The 20,862-nt window shown below is 63.6% G+C and carries 20 protein-coding genes and 4 tRNA genes; 16 read left to right on the top strand and 8 right to left on the bottom strand.

Translation table 11 applies throughout. The annotated features are described in order from the left end of the window. Positions 1 to 24 precede the first annotated feature (24 nt). Complete coding sequence (folD, locus tag DOM66_RS03965; RefSeq protein WP_110689309.1) at positions 25 to 882, bottom strand: bifunctional methylenetetrahydrofolate dehydrogenase/methenyltetrahydrofolate cyclohydrolase FolD; 858 nt, start codon at positions 880 to 882, stop codon at positions 25 to 27. A 264-nt stretch (positions 883 to 1,146) separates the two neighbouring features. On the opposite strand from folD, the gene DOM66_RS03960 reads away from it, so the two are divergent. From DOM66_RS03960 to DOM66_RS03910, 11 genes are all read left to right on the top strand, one after another. Next, positions 1,147 to 1,223, top strand: a tRNA-Pro gene (locus DOM66_RS03960). A 40-nt stretch (positions 1,224 to 1,263) separates the two neighbouring features. Next, positions 1,264 to 1,340 (top strand) — tRNA-Arg (locus tag DOM66_RS03955). 74 nt (positions 1,341 to 1,414) lie between these two features. Then, positions 1,415 to 1,489: transfer RNA gene (locus tag DOM66_RS03950), tRNA-His, on the top strand. Positions 1,490 to 1,512: 23 nt separating this feature from the next. Beyond that, positions 1,513 to 1,587 (top strand) — tRNA-His (locus DOM66_RS03945). A gap of 356 nt (positions 1,588 to 1,943) precedes the next feature. After that, a complete protein-coding gene (gene tig / locus DOM66_RS03940) occupies positions 1,944 to 3,299 on the top strand; it encodes a trigger factor (RefSeq protein WP_110677515.1) in 1,356 nt (451 codons plus the stop codon). Positions 3,300 to 3,424: 125 nt separating this feature from the next. Continuing rightward, positions 3,425 to 4,045, top strand: a complete 621-nt coding sequence (clpP, locus tag DOM66_RS03935) for an ATP-dependent Clp endopeptidase proteolytic subunit ClpP (RefSeq protein ID WP_106420094.1) — start codon at positions 3,425 to 3,427, stop codon at positions 4,043 to 4,045. 64 nt (positions 4,046 to 4,109) lie between these two features. Next, positions 4,110 to 5,402: an ATP-dependent Clp protease ATP-binding subunit ClpX gene (clpX, locus tag DOM66_RS03930; RefSeq protein WP_035471685.1), complete on the top strand. Its 1,293-nt coding sequence runs from the start codon at positions 4,110 to 4,112 to the stop codon at positions 5,400 to 5,402. A 244-nt stretch (positions 5,403 to 5,646) separates the two neighbouring features. Then, positions 5,647 to 8,049, top strand: coding sequence for an endopeptidase La (gene lon / locus DOM66_RS03925; RefSeq protein WP_110677517.1), 2,403 nt, complete (start codon positions 5,647 to 5,649; stop codon positions 8,047 to 8,049). Between the two features lie 178 nt (positions 8,050 to 8,227). Further along, positions 8,228 to 8,500, top strand: coding sequence for a nucleoid-associated protein HU-beta (hupB, locus tag DOM66_RS03920; RefSeq protein WP_035471690.1), 273 nt, complete (start codon positions 8,228 to 8,230; stop codon positions 8,498 to 8,500). 261 nt (positions 8,501 to 8,761) lie between these two features. Continuing rightward, positions 8,762 to 10,591: a SurA N-terminal domain-containing protein gene (locus DOM66_RS03915; protein WP_110689308.1), complete on the top strand. Its 1,830-nt coding sequence runs from the start codon at positions 8,762 to 8,764 to the stop codon at positions 10,589 to 10,591. Between the two features lie 132 nt (positions 10,592 to 10,723). Continuing rightward, complete coding sequence (locus DOM66_RS03910) at positions 10,724 to 11,746, top strand: NADP-dependent oxidoreductase (RefSeq protein WP_110689307.1); 1,023 nt, start codon at positions 10,724 to 10,726, stop codon at positions 11,744 to 11,746. 253 nt (positions 11,747 to 11,999) lie between these two features. Here the strand turns inward: DOM66_RS03910 and DOM66_RS03905 are convergent, their stop codons facing one another. The 7 genes from DOM66_RS03905 to DOM66_RS03875 form a co-directional block, all read right to left on the bottom strand. Continuing rightward, on the bottom strand, positions 12,000 to 12,254 hold the full coding sequence (locus DOM66_RS03905) for a YkgJ family cysteine cluster protein (protein ID WP_110689306.1): 255 nt from the start codon (positions 12,252 to 12,254) through the stop codon (positions 12,000 to 12,002). Further along, complete coding sequence (locus tag DOM66_RS03900) at positions 12,251 to 13,102, bottom strand: 6-carboxytetrahydropterin synthase (RefSeq protein ID WP_110677524.1); 852 nt, start codon at positions 13,100 to 13,102, stop codon at positions 12,251 to 12,253. The genes DOM66_RS03905 and DOM66_RS03900 overlap by 4 nt, the downstream gene beginning before the upstream one ends. Next, positions 13,102 to 13,758 (bottom strand): 7-carboxy-7-deazaguanine synthase, encoded by a 657-nt coding sequence (gene queE / locus DOM66_RS03895; protein WP_110677526.1) that lies wholly within the window; start codon positions 13,756 to 13,758, stop codon positions 13,102 to 13,104. Before queE ends, DOM66_RS03900 begins: the two co-directional genes overlap by 1 nt. A gap of 27 nt (positions 13,759 to 13,785) precedes the next feature. Next, positions 13,786 to 14,475: a 7-cyano-7-deazaguanine synthase QueC gene (gene queC, locus DOM66_RS03890; protein ID WP_110677528.1), complete on the bottom strand. Its 690-nt coding sequence runs from the start codon at positions 14,473 to 14,475 to the stop codon at positions 13,786 to 13,788. After that, complete coding sequence (locus DOM66_RS03885) at positions 14,472 to 15,545, bottom strand: asparaginase (protein ID WP_245392353.1); 1,074 nt, start codon at positions 15,543 to 15,545, stop codon at positions 14,472 to 14,474. Before DOM66_RS03885 ends, queC begins: the two co-directional genes overlap by 4 nt. Next, positions 15,529 to 16,152, bottom strand: a complete 624-nt coding sequence (locus DOM66_RS03880) for a CBS domain-containing protein (protein WP_110677530.1) — start codon at positions 16,150 to 16,152, stop codon at positions 15,529 to 15,531. The genes DOM66_RS03885 and DOM66_RS03880 overlap by 17 nt, the downstream gene beginning before the upstream one ends. A gap of 132 nt (positions 16,153 to 16,284) precedes the next feature. Further along, entirely contained in the window at positions 16,285 to 16,785 is a 501-nt protein-coding gene (locus tag DOM66_RS03875) for a hypothetical protein (RefSeq protein ID WP_110677532.1), read from the bottom strand. Positions 16,786 to 17,027: 242 nt separating this feature from the next. On the opposite strand from DOM66_RS03875, the gene fliD reads away from it, so the two are divergent. The 5 genes from fliD to DOM66_RS03850 all read left to right on the top strand — a co-directional run bounded on the left by fliD (position 17,028) and on the right by DOM66_RS03850 (position 20,705). Next, the gene (gene fliD / locus DOM66_RS03870; RefSeq protein WP_110689305.1) at positions 17,028 to 18,356 is read left to right on the top strand and encodes a flagellar filament capping protein FliD; all 1,329 of its coding nucleotides are present in this window, start codon (positions 17,028 to 17,030) and stop codon (positions 18,354 to 18,356) included. Positions 18,357 to 18,377: 21 nt separating this feature from the next. After that, positions 18,378 to 18,776, top strand: coding sequence for a flagellar export chaperone FliS (fliS, locus tag DOM66_RS03865; protein WP_110677997.1), 399 nt, complete (start codon positions 18,378 to 18,380; stop codon positions 18,774 to 18,776). Positions 18,777 to 18,790: 14 nt separating this feature from the next. Beyond that, positions 18,791 to 19,171 carry a flagellar protein FliT gene (locus tag DOM66_RS03860; protein WP_110677536.1) on the top strand — a complete coding sequence of 127 codons (381 nt, stop codon included), beginning with the start codon at positions 18,791 to 18,793 and terminating at the stop codon, positions 19,169 to 19,171. Between the two features lie 239 nt (positions 19,172 to 19,410). Continuing rightward, a complete protein-coding gene (fliK, locus tag DOM66_RS03855) occupies positions 19,411 to 20,421 on the top strand; it encodes a flagellar hook-length control protein FliK (RefSeq protein WP_157958982.1) in 1,011 nt (336 codons plus the stop codon). After that, positions 20,418 to 20,705 (top strand): EscU/YscU/HrcU family type III secretion system export apparatus switch protein, encoded by a 288-nt coding sequence (locus tag DOM66_RS03850; protein ID WP_110677540.1) that lies wholly within the window; start codon positions 20,418 to 20,420, stop codon positions 20,703 to 20,705. The genes fliK and DOM66_RS03850 overlap by 4 nt, the downstream gene beginning before the upstream one ends. The last annotated feature ends 157 nt before the right edge of the window (positions 20,706 to 20,862 follow it).

Here is a 20,862-nt window from a genome sequence, read left to right as displayed (position 1 = left end):
GGATTCCTTGAGTGGCGGCGAAGGTCAGTGGGCGTCGTGGAGTTCGGCGGCCTGCAGGGTGTTCTGCAACAGGGTCGCGACCGTCATCGGGCCGACCCCGCCGGGCACCGGGGTGATGAAGCTGGCACGCTCGGCGGCGCTGGCGAAGTCGACATCGCCGACCAGCTTGCCGTCGTCGTGGCGGTTCATGCCGACATCGATCACCACTGCGCCCGGCTTGATCCAGTTGCCGTCGATGAGACCCGGCTTGCCCACGGCCACCACCAGTAGATCGGCTTGGCGGACCTTCTCCTCCAGGCTGCGGGTGAAGCGGTGGCACACGGTGGTGGTGCAGCCTGCCAGCAGCAGCTCCAGTGCCATGGGCCGACCGACGATATTGGAGGCGCCGACCACGGTCGCCTCGAGGCCGCGCAGTTCGATACCGCTCTGCTCGAGCAGCGTCATGATGCCCTTGGGCGTACACGGGCGCAGCAACGGCATGCGCTGGGCCAGGCGCCCCAGGTTGTAGGGGTGGAAGCCGTCGACATCCTTGTCCGGGCGGATACGCTCGAGCAGGGGGTTGGCGTCCAGGTGCTCGGGTAGCGGTAGCTGCAGCAGGATGCCGTCGACCGTCTCGTCCGCATTCAGCTCGTCGATGACCGCTTCCAGTGCCTGCTGGCTGATGGCGGCATCGAGACGATGGCTGAACGAGAGAATGCCGGCGTTCTCGCAGGCGCGGTGCTTGTGGCTCACGTAGATCTCGGAGGCGGGGTCGTGGCCCACCAGAATCACCGCCAGGCCCGGGCGCCGGCGTCCCAGCTGGAGGCGCTCGGCCACCTCGGTGGTCACCTGTTCGCGGATGGCGCCGGCAATGCGTTTGCCGTCGATCAACTGAGCGGTCATCGACTGTCCTTTCTGAGTGGCGGAAATAGCGGCCGGTCTCTCTGGCNNGCCAGAGAGACCGGCGAAGGCGGCAATTTTCGCACGCCAGCCGATCCAGTCAACGCAGGCTTTGAGGATGGCTGTCACTGGGGCGACGGTGGGGCAGGCCAGATGCGACCCGGGATCGTCTGAAATTCACGTAAGGGCTTGACGCGACAGAAATGATCCGTAGAATACGCAGCGCATCGAGGGGCTCGTAGCGTCATCGATCGTGTCGCCCGGCGACGGGGTATAGCGCAGTCTGGTAGCGCGCCTGCTTTGGGAGCAGGATGTCGGGGGTTCAAATCCCTCTACCCCGACCAGCAGGTCGATGATCGATGAACAGGCAGCCGGTATTGGAATGCGCCTATAGCTCAACCGGATAGAGCAACGGCCTTCTAAGCCGTAGGTTGCAGGTTCGAGTCCTGCTGGGCGCGCCACTCTCCGGATGGCTTTCACGTCGTGAAACGCTGAATGGGTTGTGGTGGTTCCAAGCGATGTCAGTGTCGAGATGGTGGATGTAGCTCAGTGGTAGAGCCCCGGATTGTGGCTCCGGTGGTCGTGGGTTCGATCCCCATCATCCACCCCACTTTCGACACGCACTCAGAAATGGTGGATGTAGCTCAGTGGTAGAGCCCCGGATTGTGGCTCCGGTGGTCGTGGGTTCGATCCCCATCATCCACCCCATTTCTGTCCCTTCGGATGTCCTCCTGGTTCTTCCTCTCCTGTTTTGCTCCTGCTGTCTTTGGGTTTGCGCTACGTAAGCGCTGATGGCTGAACGGCGACGCCTTTGGGTGGTCCGTGTCGTGACCGTGAGGCTCGCACGCCGGTTTCGTGGCTGTCTGGCGGCGACGCTTGCCTGTCGATGACGACGAGTCGTCCTTTTATTCTGGCTATTTTCGTCGCTGCCCCTTGGTTTTCGGGCTTTTCAGCCCAATGTAGGCGGCAAGTCTGCTTGCCAGTAGGCATGGGGATTCATAGAATCTCTCCCTTATTTTTTGAAGTTGCAATCACAGAACGCTCCCGTCGGTAGAGGATCATCTATGCAAGTTTCCGTTGAGACGACATCCCAGATCGAACGTCGCATCACCGTCCAGGTGCCGGCGAGCGAGGTCGATCAGGCCGTCGCCGCTCGTCTGCAAGACACCGCCAAGCGCGTTCGTCTGAATGGCTTTCGTCAAGGCAAGATCCCGATGGCCGTCGTGCGTCAGCGTTTCGGTCAGGACGTGCGCAACGAGGTGGTCAGCGAGCTGATGCGCCAGCACTACGTGCGTGCCATCACCGAAGAGAGCCTCAATCCGGCCGGCTATCCCTCGATCGAACCGACCGTCAACCAGGACGGCAAGGATCTCGAGTTCGTGGCCACGCTGGAAGTCTATCCGGAGATCGAGCTTCAGAGCATCGCTGGTACCGAGGTCGAGCGTCCGCAGGCTGAGATCACCGAAGCCGACATCGATCAGATGATCGAGACGCTGCGCACCCAGCGCGCCGAGTTCCAGCCGGTCGAGCGTGGTGCCGAGATGGGCGATCAGGTCAAGATCGACTTCCAGGGTTTCCTCGGCGACGAGCCGTTCGAAGGTGGCGAAGCCGAAGGGCACGAGCTGGAGCTGGGCTCCAACCGTTTCATCCCGGGCTTCGAAGAGCAGCTCGTGGGCGCCAGCGCGGGTGAAGAGAAGCGTATCCAAGTGACCTTCCCGGAAGATTACCAGGCCGAGCATCTGGCCGGTCAGGAAGCCACTTTCGCGGTCAAGGTGCACGAGGTGTCGGCCAAGACGATGCCGGAAGTCGATGCCGAGTTCATCAAGGCGTTCGGCGTCGATGACGGTGACTTCGACAAGTTCCGTGCCGAGGTCAAGAGCAACATGCAGCGCGAGGTCAAGCAGGCCACGCAGAACCGCGTCAAGCAGCAGGTGCTCGAGGCGCTGCAGGCGGCCAACGAAGTCGACGTGCCGCAGTCGCTGATCGATCAGGAGACCGATGGTCTCAAGCGTCAGGCAGCACAGCAGTTTGGCCTGGGCGAAGATTTCGACGTCAGCCAGCTGCCCAACGAGCTGTTCGCCGATCAGGCGCGCAATCGGGTCAAGATCGGCCTGCTGCTGGCCGAAGTGATCAAGCAGAACGAGCTCGAAGCGAGTGATGACGAGATCCGTGCCCGTGCCGAGGAACTGGCGACCCAGTACCAGCAGCCGGAGCAGGTGGTCGAGCAGTATCTCAAGAACGACGAGCTCAAGAACCAGATCAAGTCCGCGGTGCTCGAAGAGAAGGCCGTTGACAAGCTGCTGGAGCAGGCCCAGGTTAAAGACGTCAGCATGAGCTATGAAGACGTGCTGCAGGCCGCTCAACAATCGGACGATGCGGCCGATGAAGATGAGAGTGAAGAGAGCGATTCCAAAGCATAAGCGCTGCTTGGTAAGCGACGGGCCCCGGCAAGACGTCGGGGCTCGGCGGTGGTTGGCGGCGGCAACGTGGTTTCGCGGCCACCGCCTAGAGGAGTGTGACACTCACCAGATGCAAGGAAATCGCGATGCGTAACGAGTTCGACATCAGTAATGCCGGCGGCCTGGTTCCCATGGTCGTGGAGCAGAGTGCACGCGGCGAGCGGTCTTACGACATCTACTCCCGGCTGCTCAAGGAGCGTGTCATCTTCCTGGTCGGCCAAGTCGAAGACTACATGGCCAATCTGGTGGTGGCGCAGCTGCTCTTCCTGGAGTCGGAGAATCCGGACAAGGATATCCACCTCTATATCAACTCGCCTGGTGGCTCGGTCACCGCGGGCATGTCGATCTACGACACCATGCAGTTCATCAAGCCGGACGTGTCGACCGTGTGTATCGGTCAGGCGGCGAGCATGGGGGCACTCCTGTTGACCGGGGGTACCAAGGGCAAGCGCTACTGCCTGCCGCACTCGCGCATGATGATCCACCAGCCGCTGGGCGGCTATCAGGGGCAGGCTTCCGATATCGAGATCCATACCCGGGAGATTCTGACGATTCGTCACAAGCTCAACCGGATTCTGGCCGATCACACCGGACAGGATATCGACAAGGTTGCCCAGGACACCGACCGTGACAATTTCATGGACGGCGACCAGGCCGTCGAGTACGGGCTGATCGACGCCAAGCTGGATAAGCGCCCGGTATCCTGATAGCGTTTTGAGTCAAGGTTTCACACGGCGATGTTCGGCATCGCCGTCCTGACGAGGTACACGAATGGCCGACGGTAAAGGCAAAGACGACAACGGCAAGCTGCTCTACTGCTCGTTCTGCGGCAAGAACCAGAATGAGGTACGCAAGCTGATCGCAGGGCCGTCCGTCTACATCTGTGACGAGTGTGTCGATCTGTGCAACGACATCATCCGCGAAGAGGTGCTGGAAGCCGACGCCGAGAGCGATGAGGATCGCCTGCCGGTACCCCGTGAGATCCGCAATACGCTGGATGACTATGTCATCGGCCAGGATCGCGCCAAGATGGTGCTGTCGGTGGCGGTCTACAACCACTACAAGCGGCTGCGTGGCGGCGGCAAGAGTGGCGGCAAGAACGACGACATCGAGCTGGGCAAGTCGAACATCCTGCTGATCGGCCCCACCGGTAGCGGTAAGACCCTGCTGGCGGAGACGCTGGCGCGGCTGCTCAATGTGCCGTTCACCATTGCCGATGCGACCACGCTCACCGAGGCGGGGTATGTCGGCGAGGATGTCGAGAACATCATCCAGAAGCTGCTGCAGAAGTGCGATTACGACGTCGAGAAGGCGCAGCGCGGCATCGTCTACATCGACGAGATCGACAAGATCTCGCGCAAGTCGGACAACCCTTCGATCACCCGAGACGTCTCGGGGGAAGGGGTCCAGCAGGCGCTGCTCAAGCTGATCGAGGGCACTACTGCCTCGGTGCCGCCCCAGGGTGGCCGCAAGCACCCGCAGCAGGAGTTTCTGCAGGTCGATACCGGCAATATCCTGTTCATCGTCGGCGGTGCCTTCGCCGGCCTGGACAAGGTGATCCGCGATCGCGCCGAGAAGGGTGGCATCGGCTTCAACGCCACGGTCAAGAGCAAGGAGAGCGACAAGGGCGTTGGTGATGTGCTGGCCAATGTCGAGCCCGAAGATCTGGTCAAGTTCGGCCTGATCCCCGAGTTCGTCGGTCGTCTCCCGGTTATCGCCACGCTCACCGAGCTGACCGAAGAGGCGCTGATCCAGATTCTGGTCGAGCCCAAGAACTCGCTGGTCAAGCAGTACTCGCGTCTGTTCGAGATGGAAAGTGTCGAGCTCGACTTCCGCGAGGACGCGCTGCGCGCCGTGGCCCACAAGGCGATGGAGCGCAAGACCGGTGCCCGTGGTTTGCGCTCGATCCTCGAGTCGGTGCTGCTGGAGACGATGTACGACGTGCCGTCTCTGGAGGGCGTGACCAAGGTGGTGATCGATGGTTCCGTCATCTCGGGTGACAGCGAGCCGCTGCTGATCTACTCCAAGCAGGAAGAGAGCCGGGTCGCCAACAAGGACGGCTGACGCCTCCCGCGTTGACGTCTCGACTCAGGGAAGGGGCCCTCAGGGGCCCCTTCTTCATGTCGGGGCCGCAGCGCTCTCGGCCGTCCAGCGGTGTTGGCAGGCCGCCTTTGGTGTCAAAGACGTGACATCGGCGTGTCAGGTCGAGGTCACGCCCCCTTGGAACCTGGGGGCCTCGCCCCCACGTACCCCGCTATTGCCGCTCTGGTGGCTCACCCATCCGAACGTTTGTCGAGGAAATGCTGTAATGGCGCAGAGCTCAGACCAGACACTCAAACTTCCGCTGCTGCCGCTGCGCGACGTGGTGGTGTATCCGCAGATGGTCATCCCGCTGTTCGTCGGTCGCGAAAAGTCGATTCGCGCGCTCGAGACAGCCATGGAGAGCGACAAGCGCGTCCTGCTGGTCGCCCAGCGTGAAGCGGCGCATGACGATCCGGGCGCCGATGACCTGTTCGGCGTCGGCACCGTCGCTGATATCAAACAGCTGCTGAAACTGCCCGATGGCACCGTGAAGGTGCTGATCGAAGGTGCCTTCCGCGTCGACGTGCAGCGCGTGGTCGAGGAAGAGGGCGGCTACATCGCTGCCGATGCCACGCCGCGTGACAGCGAGCCGCTCAGCGAGCGCGAGCAGGAGTCGCTGGTTCGGGTGCTGCTCAACCAGTTCGAGCAGTATGTGAAGCTGTCCAAGAAAGTGCCCAGTGAGGTGCTCTCCTCTCTGCAGGAGATCGAGGACCCCAGCCGGCTCGTCGACACCATCTGCGCGCACCTGTCGCTGAAGATCGATGACAAGCAGGAGCTGCTGGAGATGGATCGCGTGCGCGATCGCATCGAGCACCTGATGGCGCTGATCGAGTCCGAGATCGACCTGCTGCAGGTCGAGAAGCGGATCCGGTCGCGGGTCAAGGATCAGATGGAGAAGTCCCAGCGCGAGTACTATCTCAACGAGCAGATGAAGGCCATCCAGAAGGAGATGGGCGAGCTCGAGAACGTGCCCAATGAGGCCGAGAAGTACGAGCAGCGGATCCAGGAAGCGGGCATGCCGCAGGAGGCCGTAGACAAGGCGACCCAGGAGCTGAACAAGCTCAAGATGATGTCGCCGACCTCCGCCGAGGCCACGGTGGTGCGCTCCTATCTCGACTGGGTGCTGTCGGTGCCGTGGAAGAAGCGCACCCGGGTCAAGCACGATCTGCCGCTGGCCGCCAAGGTGCTCGACGAGGATCACCATGGCCTCGAAGAGGTCAAGGAGCGTATTCTCGAATATCTCGCGGTGCAGAAGCGGGTCAAGAAGCTCAAGGGGCCGGTACTGTGTCTGGTCGGCCCGCCGGGGGTGGGCAAGACCTCGCTGGGGCAGTCGATCGCGCGAGCGACCAATCGTCGCTACGTGCGCCTGGCGCTGGGCGGCGTGCGCGATGAGTCCGAGATTCGTGGCCATCGGCGCACCTATATCGGTTCGCTCCCGGGCAAGCTGATCCAGCGCATGAGCAAGGCAGGGGTGCGCAACCCGCTGTTCCTGCTCGACGAAGTCGACAAGATCGGCATGGATCATCGTGGCGATCCTGCGTCGGCACTGCTCGAGGTGCTCGATCCGGAGCAGAACGACAAGTTCAACGATCACTATCTGGAGCTCGACTACGATCTCTCCGATGTGATGTTCATCTGCACCGCCAACTCGATGAACATTCCCGGGCCGCTGCTCGACCGTATGGAGGTGATCCGGCTGCCGGGCTACACCGAAGACGAGAAGCTGGCCATCGCCAAGCGCTACCTGGTCCCCAAGCAGCTCAAGGCCAACGGGCTCAAGGATCAGGAGTTGACCTTCGGTGACGAAGCGGTACTCGAACTGATTCGCTACTACACTCGTGAGGCGGGCGTGCGCGAGCTCGAGCGCCAGATCGCCAAGGTGTGCCGCAAGGTGCTGCGCGAGCGTCTGGAGGCGGAGAAGGGCCAGGGCGCCCAGGCGGGACAGACCCTGGCGGCGGCGGATATCGATCGCTACGCCGGTGTACGCCGCTACAGCTACGGTCTGGCCGACCAGGACGATCAGGTGGGGCGTGTCACTGGCCTGGCGTGGACCTCGGTGGGCGGTGAGCTGCTCTATATCGAGTCGGTGGTGACCCCGGGCAAGGGGCGTCTCAACAAGACCGGCTCGCTGGGCGACGTGATGAAGGAGTCGGTCAGCGCTGCCCACACGGTGGTACGCGCACGGGCCCCGCAGCTGGGCATCGACCCGGAGCGCTTCGAGAAGGAAGACCTGCATATTCACGTGCCCGAGGGCGCCACCCCCAAGGATGGCCCCAGTGCCGGCATCGGCATGGTCACCGCGATGATCTCCGCCTACAGCGGGCGCGCCGTTCGCTGCGATGTGGCCATGACCGGCGAGGTCAATTTGCGTGGTGAAGTGATGCCGATCGGCGGCCTGAAGGAGAAATTGCTGGCTGCACGGCGCGGTGGTATAAAGACGGTGCTCATTCCCGAAGAGAATCGTCGGGACCTCAAGGAGGTTCCTGACAATATCAAGAGCGCGTTGGATATCCGCCCAGTGAAGTGGATCGACGAAGTGCTGGCGGTGGCCTTGACGAATCCTTTGGAAGTCGATGAAAAGCGTGCCGACGATGCCGCTTCATCGCAGGCCAATGTCAGCACACATTGATCGAATTCCGGCGCGAATTCGAGGCGTGAAGTCAGACGTGACGCGGTTTTTCTCACGATCTTGATTGACAGCATAATTGGAGCATTGCTATAAAATGCCCACTTGTTGTGATCGCTATCGCAGTTAGAGATTGCGCGTCGATTTCCTCTCAATTTTGTACACAGTCAAGGGGTGAAGTGTGAATAAATCCGAGCTGATCGAAGCCATTGCCGCGTCTGCCGACATTCCTAAGGCAGCTGCGACGCGTGCACTCGACGCCATGATCGAGTCCGTGTCCGACAGCCTGAAGAACGGCGACTCCGTGGCACTGGTTGGGTTCGGGACTTTCTCGGTCAAGGAGCGTGCTGCACGCACCGGCCGTAACCCGCAGACTGGCAAGCCGATCAACATCAGTGCTGCCAAGGTGCCCAGCTTCAAGGCGGGCAAGGCGCTCAAGGACGCTGTCAACTAAGGTTGCCGCGTGACACGGGCCCTGTTCCCGCGGGTGACTTAGCTGCGGCTGTTACGCACGGTCAGGTCCGTAACCATGTAAGCGCATCGCCTTAGCGATGCGCTTTTTTTATGACTGCCTTTCGGAGTGTCCCGGCGTGCGACGATCACTGTCGCTGAGCCTGCCATGGCGGCCCCCGGGCCACGCGGTGGGGATGCATGGGGCGCGTGCGGCGGTGTACGATGCGCTCCGGAGATAGGGTTACCGACATGCGAGGACAGCATGCTGCAGAAAATTCGTGAAGGCTCCCAGGGCTGGGTGGCGAAGGTCATCGTGGGGGCCATCATCGTGACCTTCGCGCTGTTTGGCGCGGAGTCACTGGTCAGTTATTTCCAGTCGGGCAGCAACGACGTGGCCAAGGTCAACGGCGAGGCGATCAGTCGTCAGGCCGTGGAGACTCAGGTGCAGCGGGGCATTCGCTCCGGCCAGGTACCGCCGGAGCAGGAGCGTCAGTATCGAGCTCAGGTGCTCGACCAGCTGATTCGTCAGAAGACGCTGGATCAGTACGCCGAGTCTGGTGGCTTGTTCGTTTCCGATACCCAGCTCGATCAGATCATCGTGTCGCTGCCCGAGTTCCAGGATCAGCAGGGCCGCTTCTCGGACCAGCTGTTCACCACCCGCCTGGCTCAGGCCGGCTATACGCCGGCGGCGTTTCGTCGCGAGCTGCGCGCCGACACCCTGCGGCGTCAGATCCAGCAGGGGCTGGCCGTGTCGGCCTTCGTGCTGCCCGCTGAGCAGCAGCGTCTCGCCGCTCTGCAGCAGCAGCAGCGCAGTTTCCGCTACGCGCGGCTGACGCCAGCCGATCTGGCCCAGCCGGTCACGCCCAGCGACGCCGAGATTCAGAAGTACTATCAGGCGCACCAGGACGATTTCCGGCGTCCGGAGCAGGTCAAGGTCAACTACGTGGTGCTCAATCAGCAGGATCTGGCCCATAACGTCGAGGTGACCGATGCCGAGCTGCGCCAGGCCTACGAACAGGATCGCAAGACTGCGCCGCGTCAGGTCTCGCATATCCTGGTCACCTACGGCGATGGTGACCGCACCGAACAGCAGGCGCGCGCGCGGCTGAAAGAGGTGCAGGCCAAGCTGGCCCAGGGCGAGGATTTCGCCAAGCTGGCCAAGGCCTATTCGGATGACAGCTCCTCCGCTGCCAAGGGCGGTGACATCGGTGTCATCCAGAAGGGCTTTTTCGGTAAGGCGTTCGATAATGCCGCCTTCTCGCTGGATCAGGGCCAGGTCTCTCAGATCGTCAAGTCGGACTACGGTTTGCACCTGATCAAGGTGACCGACATCGAGATCCCCAGTTTCGAGAAGGATCGGGCGGCACTGGTCAAGGAGGTGCAGCTGGCACAGTCGCAGGACGCCTTCAACGAAGCGGTCCAGAAACTCACCAATGATGCTTACGAAGCCGACGATCTCGCCAGCGTGGCCAAGCAGATGGGGCTGCCGCTGAAGAGCAGTGACTGGTTCTCACGCGATGGTGGCGGTGAGGGCGTGCTCTCCAATCCAGACGTGATCGCGGCCGCGTTCTCGCCGGACGTGCTCGAGGATGGCTACAACAGCGAGGCCATCGAGACCGACGCCCAGCAGCGCGTGGTGCTGCGGGTGGTCGATCATCGCGACGCCAGCGTGCTGCCCCTCGAGCAGGTGCGCGACAGGGTCACTGCCGCGGTCAAGGCCGAGATGACGCGCCAGCGTCTGAAGGCCCAGGCCGAGCAGGCCGTGGCGAGCCTGAAGCAGGGCAAGACGGTATCCGGGCTCTCCTGGCAGCGTGTCGATGCGGTCACCCGCGACGATGCCGACGGCGTGCCGCAGCCGGTACTGGAAGCGGCGTTCCGCTTGCCGCGGCCGGCTGCCGATGGGGCCACCTACACTAGCACCGAGTTGCCGGATGCCGTGGCGGTCGTCGCGCTCGACAAGGTCGCGGCCGGCAAGCCCGATGCCCAGAGCGCCGACTTCACCCGGCGTCTGGCTCAGCGCATCAAGGCGCAGAATGCCATTCAGGGCCTGAGCGAGTCGCTGCAGAGCGAAGCGGAGATCGAGAAGCCATGAGTGGACTCATCGAGCGCTGAACCTTCCCACCCTCCAGGCGCTCAGATCCCGGCAAGCTTATGACTTGCCGGGAGCCGTATGCCCTCCTAGGCTTGATCGACGTATCTACCTGCCAGGAGGGCTTTTTCTATTATGGCTACCAGTCGTTATATCGCACTCACCGAGATCCCTCAGGGCTTGCCGCGTCAGGATCAGTTCACGCTGCGTGAACAGTCGCTCGACCCCCTGGCCGAGGGTGAGGTGCGGGTGCGCAATCTGTGGCTCTCGGTCGATCCCTATATGCGGGGACGCATGAGTGGCGTCACCACTTATGTCGAACCCTACGCCCTCGATGCGCCGATGGACGGCGGTGCTGTCGGAGAGGTGGTGGCGTCCCGCGATCAGCGCTTCGCGTCCGGCGATCTCGTGCGCCACATGGCGGGATGGCGCGATGTGGCCCAGCTGTCGGCCGACCGGGTCGAGCCGCTACCTCAGCACGAGGTACCGCCTCAGGCCTATCTCGGCGTGTTGGGCATGCCCGGCATGACCGCCTGGACCGGGCTCAACCGGATCGCGCAGATGCAGCCGGGAGAGCGGGTGCTGGTCAGTGCGGCATCCGGAGCGGTGGGCTCGCTGGCGGTGCAACTGGCGCTGGCCGCAGGCTGCCAGGTGGTTGGTGTCGCCGGGAGCGATGCCAAGTGCGAATGGCTCGAAGGGCTCGGCGCGAAGGCGGTCAACTATCGCGGCAAGGATGTGGAGGCGTTGACCCAGGCGTTGGCCGAGGCGGCGCCGGAGGGTATCGATGTCTACTACGAGAACGTCGGCGGACCGCTGCTGGATGCGGCGCTGGCCAACTTGCGCGACCACGCGCGTATCGCGGTATGTGGGCTGATCGACCGCTACAACGACGCCCAGGCGGGAGACGGCCCGCGCAATCTCAATCGGTTGCTGTTCCGTAAGGCGCGCATGGAGGGATTCATCGTCGCCGAGCATTGGGCCCACTATCCGACGTTCCTGGCCGAGGTGGCGCCGCGGGTCGCCGCCGGCGAGGTGCGCTATCGCGAGACGGTGGTTGAGGGTCTCGAACGGACACCGGAAGCGTTTCTGAAGCTCTTCTCCGGTGACAATGAGGGCAAGATGCTGGTTCGACTCGACGCCAGCGCTGCCGACGTCTGAGGCTTATACCGTTATCTTGCAAGTCATGCAGCCATGACCATGTTGTTACGGCGGTAGTGCTGTTGGTGCGGTAGTGCTTTTTTAACGGAAGTCGCGCCGCTGTCGCCATGAAAGAGGCCTCGACCGNNCGGTCGAGGCCTCTTGCGTGTGACGCACCCCTGATCTTGGCAGGCAAGGAGGAGGTGGGAGCGTTCAGTGCCGGGTCTTGCCAGGCGTGGCTGTGGAAGCCATGACATCCTACAGGTGTGGCGGCTTACTGGGTGGCGTGCTCCCAGCGGTTGATCAATTGCAGTGCCTGTCCGCGGGTATCGCCGCACAGCTCCGGGTCGAAGTCGAAGCGAGTACAGACGGTGGGGCGCCGGGGATCGTCGAACAGCCGGCATAGATAGTCGTCATCGAGCTGGACGCAGCGTACGCCTGCGGGCTTGCCGTGAGGCATGCCAGGGATGGGTGAAGTGATCGATGGGGCGATGCAGCAAGCCCCGCACCCGGGGCGACAGGTGCTCATGCGGGGCTCGGCTCGCCGCGATGCTGAGCCAGGGCGCCCTTGTCGATGCCTTCGAACGCCTGCACGCGAATATGCGCGCCGCTGGCCTGGGCGATCTGCCGGGCCAGCCAGGCGGCGATATGCTCCACGGTGGTGGGGGCGGGCAGAATGTGGCAGCGCTCCCGTGGCAGGCGTAACTGGAACTGGCCTTGGGCGCTGCGGTAGCGCACCTTGAGTGGACCGCTCTCGCGTGGATTGATCGCATCCTCTTCATCGACCAGGTAGCTGTGGTCGAGCTGCCGCGACCAGTGCGCTTCGAGCTCCGGATCGCGCTGTCCGTCGCGCCAGATGCGTAGATGCGAGCGGTGACCATGGGCAATACGCTGGCAATTACCGGCGTGGTGCTTGAGGCCATGGCTGTAGGTGTAGATGGCACCGTCGGGAAGCTCCTCGCGCAGGCGCACACGGATCGCTTCCACCCGCGGCGGCGGGCGTTTGCTCAGCTCCTGGCTGAGATAGGCGCCGAGACGCTCGGCGTTGATCTCGCCCCAGGGCAGTATGGTGAACGCCTGGCGCGGTGCGCGCACTTCGAACGAGTAGGGGAGTTCGGCACTCAGATGGAGTCCTTCCAGGCACTCTTCGACCTTGACTCCCGTGGCCTGGGCGGGGACCAGCAGGGTGTGGTCGAGGCCGGCGTCCAGGCGTGACTTGATCCATGGCTTGACCTCGCCGAAGTCGAACAGCATGCCGTCCTCGCCGAGCTCGCCATCGAGTTCGACGTCGACGTGCCAGCTCGCCCCCATCAGGCCGAGCTGCGGTGACCAGATCGAGGCGTCGATATTGGTCAGATTGTTCACGAACAGGGTCATCAATCGATTCCAGCGATTTTGTGCGTCTGCAGCGACAGGCGCCACTGGGGGTGGCGCAGGCAGTAGTCGACCACGCTGGCCATGGGCGCGCGGTCGGTGGCGATGCGACCCGGGGCAGGGTCGATCGGCTGCAGGAAGAAGTGAGTGAAGTCGAGCCCGCTGAAGCGCTGCGGGTCGACGCCTGGCTGCGGGTGGACCAGCTTGAGCTCGTCGCCGCGGGTCTGGATCAGCGCATTGTCGCCCTTGGGGCTGACGCAGATCCAGTCCACGTCGGACGGTACCGGCAGGGTGCCGTTGGTCTCCACCGCGATCTCGAAGTCGCGTGCGTGCATCGCCTCGAGCAGCGGTGGGTCGAGCTGCAGCAGGGGTTCGCCGCCGGTGAATACGACGTAGCGGCGCGCCCCGGCGGAGTTCGAGGTGCTCTGCCATAGCGCCGCGAGGTGCGTGGCCAGGGCCTCGGCGTCGGCGAACCGGCCGCCGTTCTGGCCATCGGTGCCGATGAAGTCGGTATCGCAGAACGTGCACTGCGCGCGGGCACGATCGACCTCGCGCCCGGACCATAGGTTGCAGCCGGTGAAACGGCAGAAAACGCTGGCGCGTCCCGACTGGGCGCCTTCGCCCTGGAGCGTGTAGAAGGCTTCCTTGACGCTATACATGAAGCGGATGTCTCGATCTGGCGATGGTCAGGGGATGGCGTAGGGCAGCGGATCCGTTACCCCGAGGCTGGCGAATGCGCCCAGACGCTCGCGACAGCTGCCGCACTCGCCGCAGGCCTGGGCCTGACCCAGATAGCAGGTCCAGGTGTCGGCGTAGTCCAGGCCCATGGCGAGCCCGTCGGCGAGAATGCGCGCCTTGTCGGCGTGCAGGTAGGGGGCGACGATCTCGACCGCTTCGAAGTTGGCGATGGCGGCGACATCATTCATGCGCTCGACGAATGCCGGACGGCAGTCCGGATAGAGCACGTGATCCCCACCATGGGCGCCGTAGAAGCACTTGGCGGCACCGATGTTGACGGCGTGCCCGATCGCCAGCGAGAGCAGGATCATGTTGCGGTTGGGCACCACCGTGGCGGTGAGGTTCTCCTCGCCGTAGTCACCCTTGGGCAGCTCGCGGCTGCTGTCGGTCAGCGCCGAGTTGCCGATTAACTGATGAATGGCACGAATGTCGACCACACGGTGGGGCACGTCGAGCGCTTGGCAGACATCGCGGGCGACCTCCAGTTCGCGGGCGTGGCGCTGGCCATAGTCGAAGGAGAGCGCGTGGACCGCGTAGCCTTCGCGCAGCGCGCGATGCAGCACGGTGAACGAATCCATGCCGCCGGAGTAGATCACCACGGCAGGTGCGGCCGGGGTGGGTGTCGAAGGGGAAGTCATGCGCAATCAACCTGTGGCGTGAACGCGCCTCGCTCGCCGGCTAGTGGCGTGAGGAAGCGCCGTCGGAGCTCCTCCGGGGGCAGGCCCTGGACGAGCAGGTGCGTCAGTTTGCTGCAGGCGGCCTCGACGGTCATGTCATCACCCGACATGACGCCGATGTCGTTGAGGATCTGGCCGCTGGCGTAGGTGCCGGGGTCGGCGCCGCCGATCGGGCACTGGCTGAGGGCGACCAGCGGCTTGCCCTCGGCGGCGGCGCGCGAGAGTACGCCGATCAGTGCCGGATCGTCGGGCAGGTTGCCGCTACCCCAGCACTCCAGCACCGCCCCGGCCACCTGTGGTGACTCGAGCCAGCGTTCGATCAGCATGGCATCGATGCCCGGCCACAGCGTCACGCGGACCACCTGGGGCGCGCGCTCCCTTGCCGGCATTTCGAATCGTGGCGCGCCTTCGATGCGCCAGGCACGCGCCGGGTAGAGCACGGCCACGCCATCCACCAACTCTCCGAGCAGCGGCCAGTTGGGGCTTTCGAAGCCGCTATCATCGCGGGTATACCACTTGCGCGCGCGGCAGCCGCGCAGCAGGCGCCCGTCGAAGCACAGGCCGACTTCGCGCCAGCCGGGTGTGGCAGCGAACGCCAGTGCCGCTTCCAGATTGTTCAGCGCATCGCTGCCCGGCTGGCCCAGTGGGCGCTGCGAACCGGTGACGACCACCGGCTTGGTCAGCCCCTGCAGTTGGAAGGCCAGCGTCGAAGCGCACCAGGCCAGCGTGTCGGTGCCGTGGAGAATGACGAAGCCGGCATAGGCCTCGTAGTGCGCCGCGACCAGCGCGGCGAGCGCCGACCAGTCGGCGAAGGTCGCACTGCTGGAGTCGATCGGCTCGGGGGATTCCCACAGCACATAGTCCGGTAGCGCGCGCCGCCGAAGCGGCGGCAGCGTCGCCAGTGCCATCTCCAGGCGCGCGGCCATGTCACCGGCGGGGATCAGCCCGCGGCTCGACGCCCGCATGCCGATGGTACCGCCAGCGTAGATGACGAGCAGAGGCTGCTGGGCTGCGTCAGAGGTCGTAACCACGGATCACCTTGCAGATCGAGGCGAAGGTGCGCGCTTCCGGCGGGTGGTTGAAATCGACGCTCAGGGCACGACTGATATCGGAAGCGGAGATCATGCCGCGAATGCGCTCGATGCCCTGGCCGTCCGGTTCGGTGACCAGGACGTGCTGATCGCCGGAGGATTTCAGCGTCTCGACCAGATCACCCACGCTGGCGTGGGAGACTCGGCTGTAGGAGAGGGCGTGCAGTTCGCTGCGCGGGGTCTGGATCATCTCCGCGGTCACCTCGTCACGGCCGATCTGATGCTGCTGCATGGCCAGGGTGACGCGCCGGCCGCCGATCAGCTCACGCGCATTGACCACGCCGGTGAAACGGCCTTCGGGATTGATCAGCATCAGCAGTCGGACGCCTGCCTGCTTCATGGTCTCCAGCGCCTGGTCGACGGAGCTCGAGGTCGGCAGCGTGTGCGGCCGGCTGACGCTGAAGTCGGTGACCAGCAGCACTGCCGGGCTCTCCAGCGTGACGCTGTGCGTCTGCGTTTCGGGCTGGACGATACCGCTGACGCCATCGAGGCTGGCCAGTGGCAGTGCGCTGAAGTGGACCTTGGAGGGGTGGGGGGTCTTGTCCATCGAAAATCTCCCGGCAAGTGTCTGAATCGAGAAGTGTCTAAGTCAAGGAAACGGCTTGGATGCAACGCTGCCGGCCTGCTGCCACGCCGTCACCGGTGCGGCGGCAGGTCGGCTATAGGGGGCGGCGCGAGCTCAGCCGCGCTGCTGCAGATCGCCGCGAACGCTATCCAGAAAGGTGATGAAGCGCGTGTCGCGCGCGTCGTCGTGGCGATCGGTGCGACAGCCTAGCTTGAGGCTGTTTTGCACCAGTAATTCGTCATAGATGTCCAGCGTGATCTTGATGCCCGTGTCGGGGGAGGGCGTCAGTGTCCCTTGTTCGAGCGTGAAACCCTCGAATAGGGTGGCGCGGATACGCGTGGTGCCCCCTTCGGTGAGCACCCGGCGCACGAACAGCCAGCCCTCGCAGGCCAGGTTGTCGCCGCTATCGCGCTGACGCTGGAACAGGGTGCGATAGCTCGCGCCCTCCTTGGCACCGCGCTCCGCCATGCTACGGTAGGCCTCGGTGACACGCGACGCCATGGCCCCGGTCTCTGCCAGCTTGCGCACGGCTGCTTGGTGCTCGCGCGACAGCTGATCCTGGCGCTGGAAGCGTTGCCACAGGCGGTAATCGGCGTACAGGGAGTTCGCGTCCATGTCTTCTCCAGTAATGACGAATCGTCAGCCGCCTATGATCGCCTATTCGGCCGTCGTCTGGCCACCCGCGCGTGCTTGCACGCGGGGGCCCGCGTCGCGACGGGATAAAGATGTAGTGCCAAGCGCTAAAGTTTTGTGGGCCGCCGGCCGATCATGTGATAAGACGACCCGAATCACGCCTATTCAGCCGCTGCGCGCGGGCCCGGCGTGGTAGAAATGGCATCCAGAACGAGAGAGACATCATGGCTAGCATAGCGTCCTTGGGTATCGGCTCCGGCCTGGATTTGAACGGGCTGCTCGGCGATCTCGAAAAAGCCGAGAACAAGCGGCTGGAGCCGATCGCCGCGCAGCAGAGCAGCTACAAGACCAAGCTGTCGGCTTTCGGCAAGCTGGAGAGCTCGCTGAACGCGCTGCGCGACGCCATCGGCAAGCTCGGCGATCCGTCTACCTTCACCGCTGTCGGCAGCGATATCACCGGCAGTGCAGTGAGCGTCTCCACCAGCGAAGGCGCAGAGGCCGGGCGTTACAAGATCGATGTGTCGCAGCTGGCTCAGGCGCAGTCCTCGGCCTCGAAGGACTTCGACAGCAAGTCGGACAACCTTGGCCTCAGCGGTACCTTGAGCTTCACCGTCGGCGACGGTGATCAGATCGATGTTGACTATGACGACGGGGATTCGCTCAGCGATATCCGCGACGCCATCAATGACAAGGATGCGGGTGCCCGTGCCTCCATCATCAACGACGGTAACGGCTATCGTCTGGTGATGACCTCGGACGAGACAGGTACCGACTCCAAGATTGCCTACTCCAGCGACGACGATTTCAGCTTCGAAACCAAGGTAGAGGCGCAGAACGCCAAGCTCACGGTCAACGGTGTCGACATCGATAGCCAGTCGAATACCGTCGAGGAAGCCATTCAGGGGGTGACGCTCAAGCTCGACGCCACCACCGACAGCGCGGCGACTCTCACGGTGTCCAAGGACACTGACTCGATGAATGCCTCGGTGAAGGCGTTCGTCGATGCCTACAACTCGGTGCAGAAGACCGCCGATGCGCTCACCCGCTACGATGCGAGCACCGATACGGCAGGGCTGCTGCTGGGCAATTCCACCATGCGCTCGATCGAGTCGCGGCTGCGTGGTGCTCTGAGCACGCCAACCGATGATGACGGCGACTATCGTCTGCTCTCCAATCTGGGCATCGAGCGTCAGCTCGACGGCAGCCTGAAGATCGATAGCGACAAGCTCGACAAGGCGCTGACCGATAACACCGATGGCGTCAGCCAGTTCTTTGCCGGGGCCGATGGCAATAGCGGTTTCGCCGGCAGCTTCGACAAGACCTTGGGGACGATTCTCGACAGCGGCGGCTCGCTGCAAGCGGCGACCGATGGTATCGACTCGACGCTGGAGAGTCTCAAGGATCGATACTCACGCATGCAAGATTCGATTTCCGACACCATCGATCGCTATCGCAAGCAATTCAGTCGGCTCGACTCAATGGTGTCGCAGATGAACTCCATGAGCAGCTACCTGAACCAACAGTTCAGCGCGCTCAGCGCACAAACCAAGTAGTGACAGGTGCCTAGCATGATGATGACTAACCGACGGGGCGCGGGCGCCTACGCCAGAGTGGGGGTGGAGTCGGCGGTAATGTCCGCCGATCCGCACCAACTCATCGTGATGCTGTTCGATGGCGCTCAGGCGGCCATCAGCAGTGCCCAGCTGCACCTGCAAGATGGTAACCGCGAGGCCAAGGGCGCGGCGATCTCCAAGGCGATCGATATCGTCAACAATGGCCTGGCCGCAGCCCTCGATCACGAGAGGGGCGGCGAGATAGCGGCCAACCTGGCACGACTTTACGATTACGTGTCGCGTCTGCTGTTGCAGGCGAACCTGCGTGACGACGCCGCGCCGCTGGCTCGGGCTGCGGCTATCCTTGATGATCTCGGCTCGGGTTGGCGCGAACTGCGTGCTTCTGGAGCTGCCCCGTGAGCGAGGGAGGTCGAATGACCGAGCATGAGTCCGTGGTAGCGCGCTATCGTGAGCTGCTGGAAGTCTCCAACGTGATGCTGGGCTATGCTCGGTCTCAGGATTGGGAGGCGTTGATCCAGCAGGAAGCCCGCTATGCGGTCGAGCTGGACCGGGTGCGGCTGATCGGCGATCAGGGTGGGCTGAGCGAGAGCGAGCGCCAGGATCAGCTTCAATTGCTCGAGCAGATCCTGAGCCAGGACGCCGAGACGCGGCGTTTGCTCGACGCCCGCCGCGACGAGCTGGCGCAAATGATCGGCAACTCCCGGCGCCAGCAGGCGGTAGGGCAGGCGTATCAGGGTGGGCGTGGCGGCATCTCCACGCGCCTTCGCTTCAACGCTCCCGACGGCGGCATGTGAGCGGAATTACCCCCATTCTGGACACCCTGCTGCACCAGGTGCTGGGCAAGCGGGTGGATGTGCCCGTACTCCGGGATCAGCCGACACCGGTTTCTCCCAAAGCCTCTTCCGATGCGATTCAACCCGCCCGCAGTGATTCGCGCCTGCATGGTCAGAGTCAACCGAGGCTGACCGCGCCGGAGGGCGATGCGGCACGCGCGGCGACTGGCAGGCAAGCGTCGCTCACCGCGGAGCGGCCGGTGCCAGTGGCTTCCGCGCAGACCTCTTTGAGCCGCGCAGCGGTGGAGATATCCCAACTGCTGGCACGCCACCCGGTGGCGCAGAGCTCGGCTATCACGACCACCGCGGCGCTGCTGTCGGCGCGGAATCCCAGCGCCGAGGCGGCCGCCAGCACGCTCTCCAACAGCATCAGCGGCAGCGGGGTCTTCTATGAGTCTCATCTGTCGCGCTGGCTGCAGGGCAATTATCCCCTGTCCAAGCTGTGGCAGGAGCCGCAGGCCTGGATGGGGCTCAGCTTTCGCCCCAGCCCTCAGCCCCAGGCTGCCTTGTCGCCGCTGATGTCGGCGTGGCGCTCACTGCTTCTGGAGCGCCCGGGGACGTTCTCTTCCGGTTCGGCCCCGCGCAGTGACGGGCATGCCGGAAGTTCTGCTCCTGCGGCCGGTGCCGCGGCAAGAGGAGTCGCGCATGCTCCCTCGTCCAGTGCCCCAGCCGGGGCTTACCGGGCGGATGGCACCCAGGTCGCAGTGCGGCCGGCTGCCGGTGTGACGGCTGGTTTGCCGCCGCTGAGCGGTGTGCAAGCCGCCGCGGGTGACGAGTCGGCGTTGCCGAGGCAAGTGCATCAGTTGTCGCAGCAGCCGTCCGAGCATCTGCAGTCGCTGGTGCGTCATCAGCTCGAGCTGATGGCGTCGCCGACACTGCGCTGGGAAGGGCAGCTGCTGCCGGGTATGCCGATGTTCTTCATGCTCACGGAGATGCCCTACCATGAATCGCATGAGCAATCGGAGGGCTCCGGCGGACGTGAGGAGGCCCCGCGCCAGTGGCGTGGCGAGATTCGCCTGACGCTGCCGCGATTGGGCGAGATCGAGGTCGAGCTGGAGAGCGTCGCCGCAGATCACTGGCGTGTCGTGATTGCCGCGAGCGACGTGCAGGCGCGGGAGCGCATCGCCGATGAATTGCCGGCTTTGCGTGGGCAACTGACGGCACGGGGGTTGCGCGTCGATCTCGAAATGACCGAGGAGAAGCTGGCATGAGCGAGAGCGATTCGCGTAAGCGTGCCGTAGCCCTGGCCTACTCCGGCGAACGACATGACGCGCCAAGGGTGGTTGCCAAAGGGTATGGCGACGTGGCCGAGCGCATCGTTGCCTCGGCCAGCGCCGCGGGCATCTTCGTGCACGATGCGCCGGAGCTGGTGGCGCTATTGATGCAGGTCGACCTCGATGAACGCATTCCCGAGTCGCTTTACCAGGTAGTCGCAGAGCTGCTGGTGTGGATCGCTCAGGTCGACGGTGCCGCGTTGGTGGTCGATGCCCATTGATCGCGGCTCGTCGGCGGCGATGAGGTGACTAATCATTTTGTAACGTTGGAGTGTTAACTTCCCAAAAATATCTCGAACAATCAAACACCTTAAGTTCGAGTTAAGGTGTCTACACCACACTTCTCGTTACTCTGAGAAAAATTTAGTAACAAAGGTT

It is taken from the genome of Salinicola endophyticus, assembly GCF_003206575.1.
GTDB classification, from domain to species: Bacteria; Pseudomonadota; Gammaproteobacteria; order Pseudomonadales; family Halomonadaceae; genus Salinicola; species Salinicola endophyticus.
This window is presented reverse-complemented; position numbering and strand designations above follow the sequence as displayed.

What these genes read in the sequence shown, in the direction of transcription:
- queC (WP_110677528.1), bottom strand. Translation starts at nt 14,475, where the DNA reads ATGACTTCCCCTTCGACACCCACCCCGGCCGCACCTGCCGTGGTGATC.
- queE (WP_110677526.1), bottom strand. Translation starts at nt 13,758, where the DNA reads ATGTATAGCGTCAAGGAAGCCTTCTACACGCTCCAGGGCGAAGGCGCC.
- DOM66_RS03905 (WP_110689306.1), bottom strand. Translation starts at nt 12,254, where the DNA reads ATGAGCACCTGTCGCCCCGGGTGCGGGGCTTGCTGCATCGCCCCATCG.
- tig (WP_110677515.1), top strand. Translation starts at nt 1,944, where the DNA reads ATGCAAGTTTCCGTTGAGACGACATCCCAGATCGAACGTCGCATCACC.
- DOM66_RS03860 (WP_110677536.1), top strand. Translation starts at nt 18,791, where the DNA reads ATGACCGAGCATGAGTCCGTGGTAGCGCGCTATCGTGAGCTGCTGGAA.
- fliD (WP_110689305.1), top strand. Translation starts at nt 17,028, where the DNA reads ATGGCTAGCATAGCGTCCTTGGGTATCGGCTCCGGCCTGGATTTGAAC.
- DOM66_RS03875 (WP_110677532.1), bottom strand. Translation starts at nt 16,785, where the DNA reads ATGGACGCGAACTCCCTGTACGCCGATTACCGCCTGTGGCAACGCTTC.
- lon (WP_110677517.1), top strand. Translation starts at nt 5,647, where the DNA reads ATGGCGCAGAGCTCAGACCAGACACTCAAACTTCCGCTGCTGCCGCTG.
- clpX (WP_035471685.1), top strand. Translation starts at nt 4,110, where the DNA reads ATGGCCGACGGTAAAGGCAAAGACGACAACGGCAAGCTGCTCTACTGC.
- fliS (WP_110677997.1), top strand. Translation starts at nt 18,378, where the DNA reads ATGACTAACCGACGGGGCGCGGGCGCCTACGCCAGAGTGGGGGTGGAG.
- DOM66_RS03915 (WP_110689308.1), top strand. Translation starts at nt 8,762, where the DNA reads ATGCTGCAGAAAATTCGTGAAGGCTCCCAGGGCTGGGTGGCGAAGGTC.
- DOM66_RS03910 (WP_110689307.1), top strand. Translation starts at nt 10,724, where the DNA reads ATGGCTACCAGTCGTTATATCGCACTCACCGAGATCCCTCAGGGCTTG.
- folD (WP_110689309.1), bottom strand. Translation starts at nt 882, where the DNA reads ATGACCGCTCAGTTGATCGACGGCAAACGCATTGCCGGCGCCATCCGC.
- DOM66_RS03900 (WP_110677524.1), bottom strand. Translation starts at nt 13,102, where the DNA reads ATGACCCTGTTCGTGAACAATCTGACCAATATCGACGCCTCGATCTGG.
- DOM66_RS03880 (WP_110677530.1), bottom strand. Translation starts at nt 16,152, where the DNA reads ATGGACAAGACCCCCCACCCCTCCAAGGTCCACTTCAGCGCACTGCCA.
- DOM66_RS03850 (WP_110677540.1), top strand. Translation starts at nt 20,418, where the DNA reads ATGAGCGAGAGCGATTCGCGTAAGCGTGCCGTAGCCCTGGCCTACTCC.
- clpP (WP_106420094.1), top strand. Translation starts at nt 3,425, where the DNA reads ATGCGTAACGAGTTCGACATCAGTAATGCCGGCGGCCTGGTTCCCATG.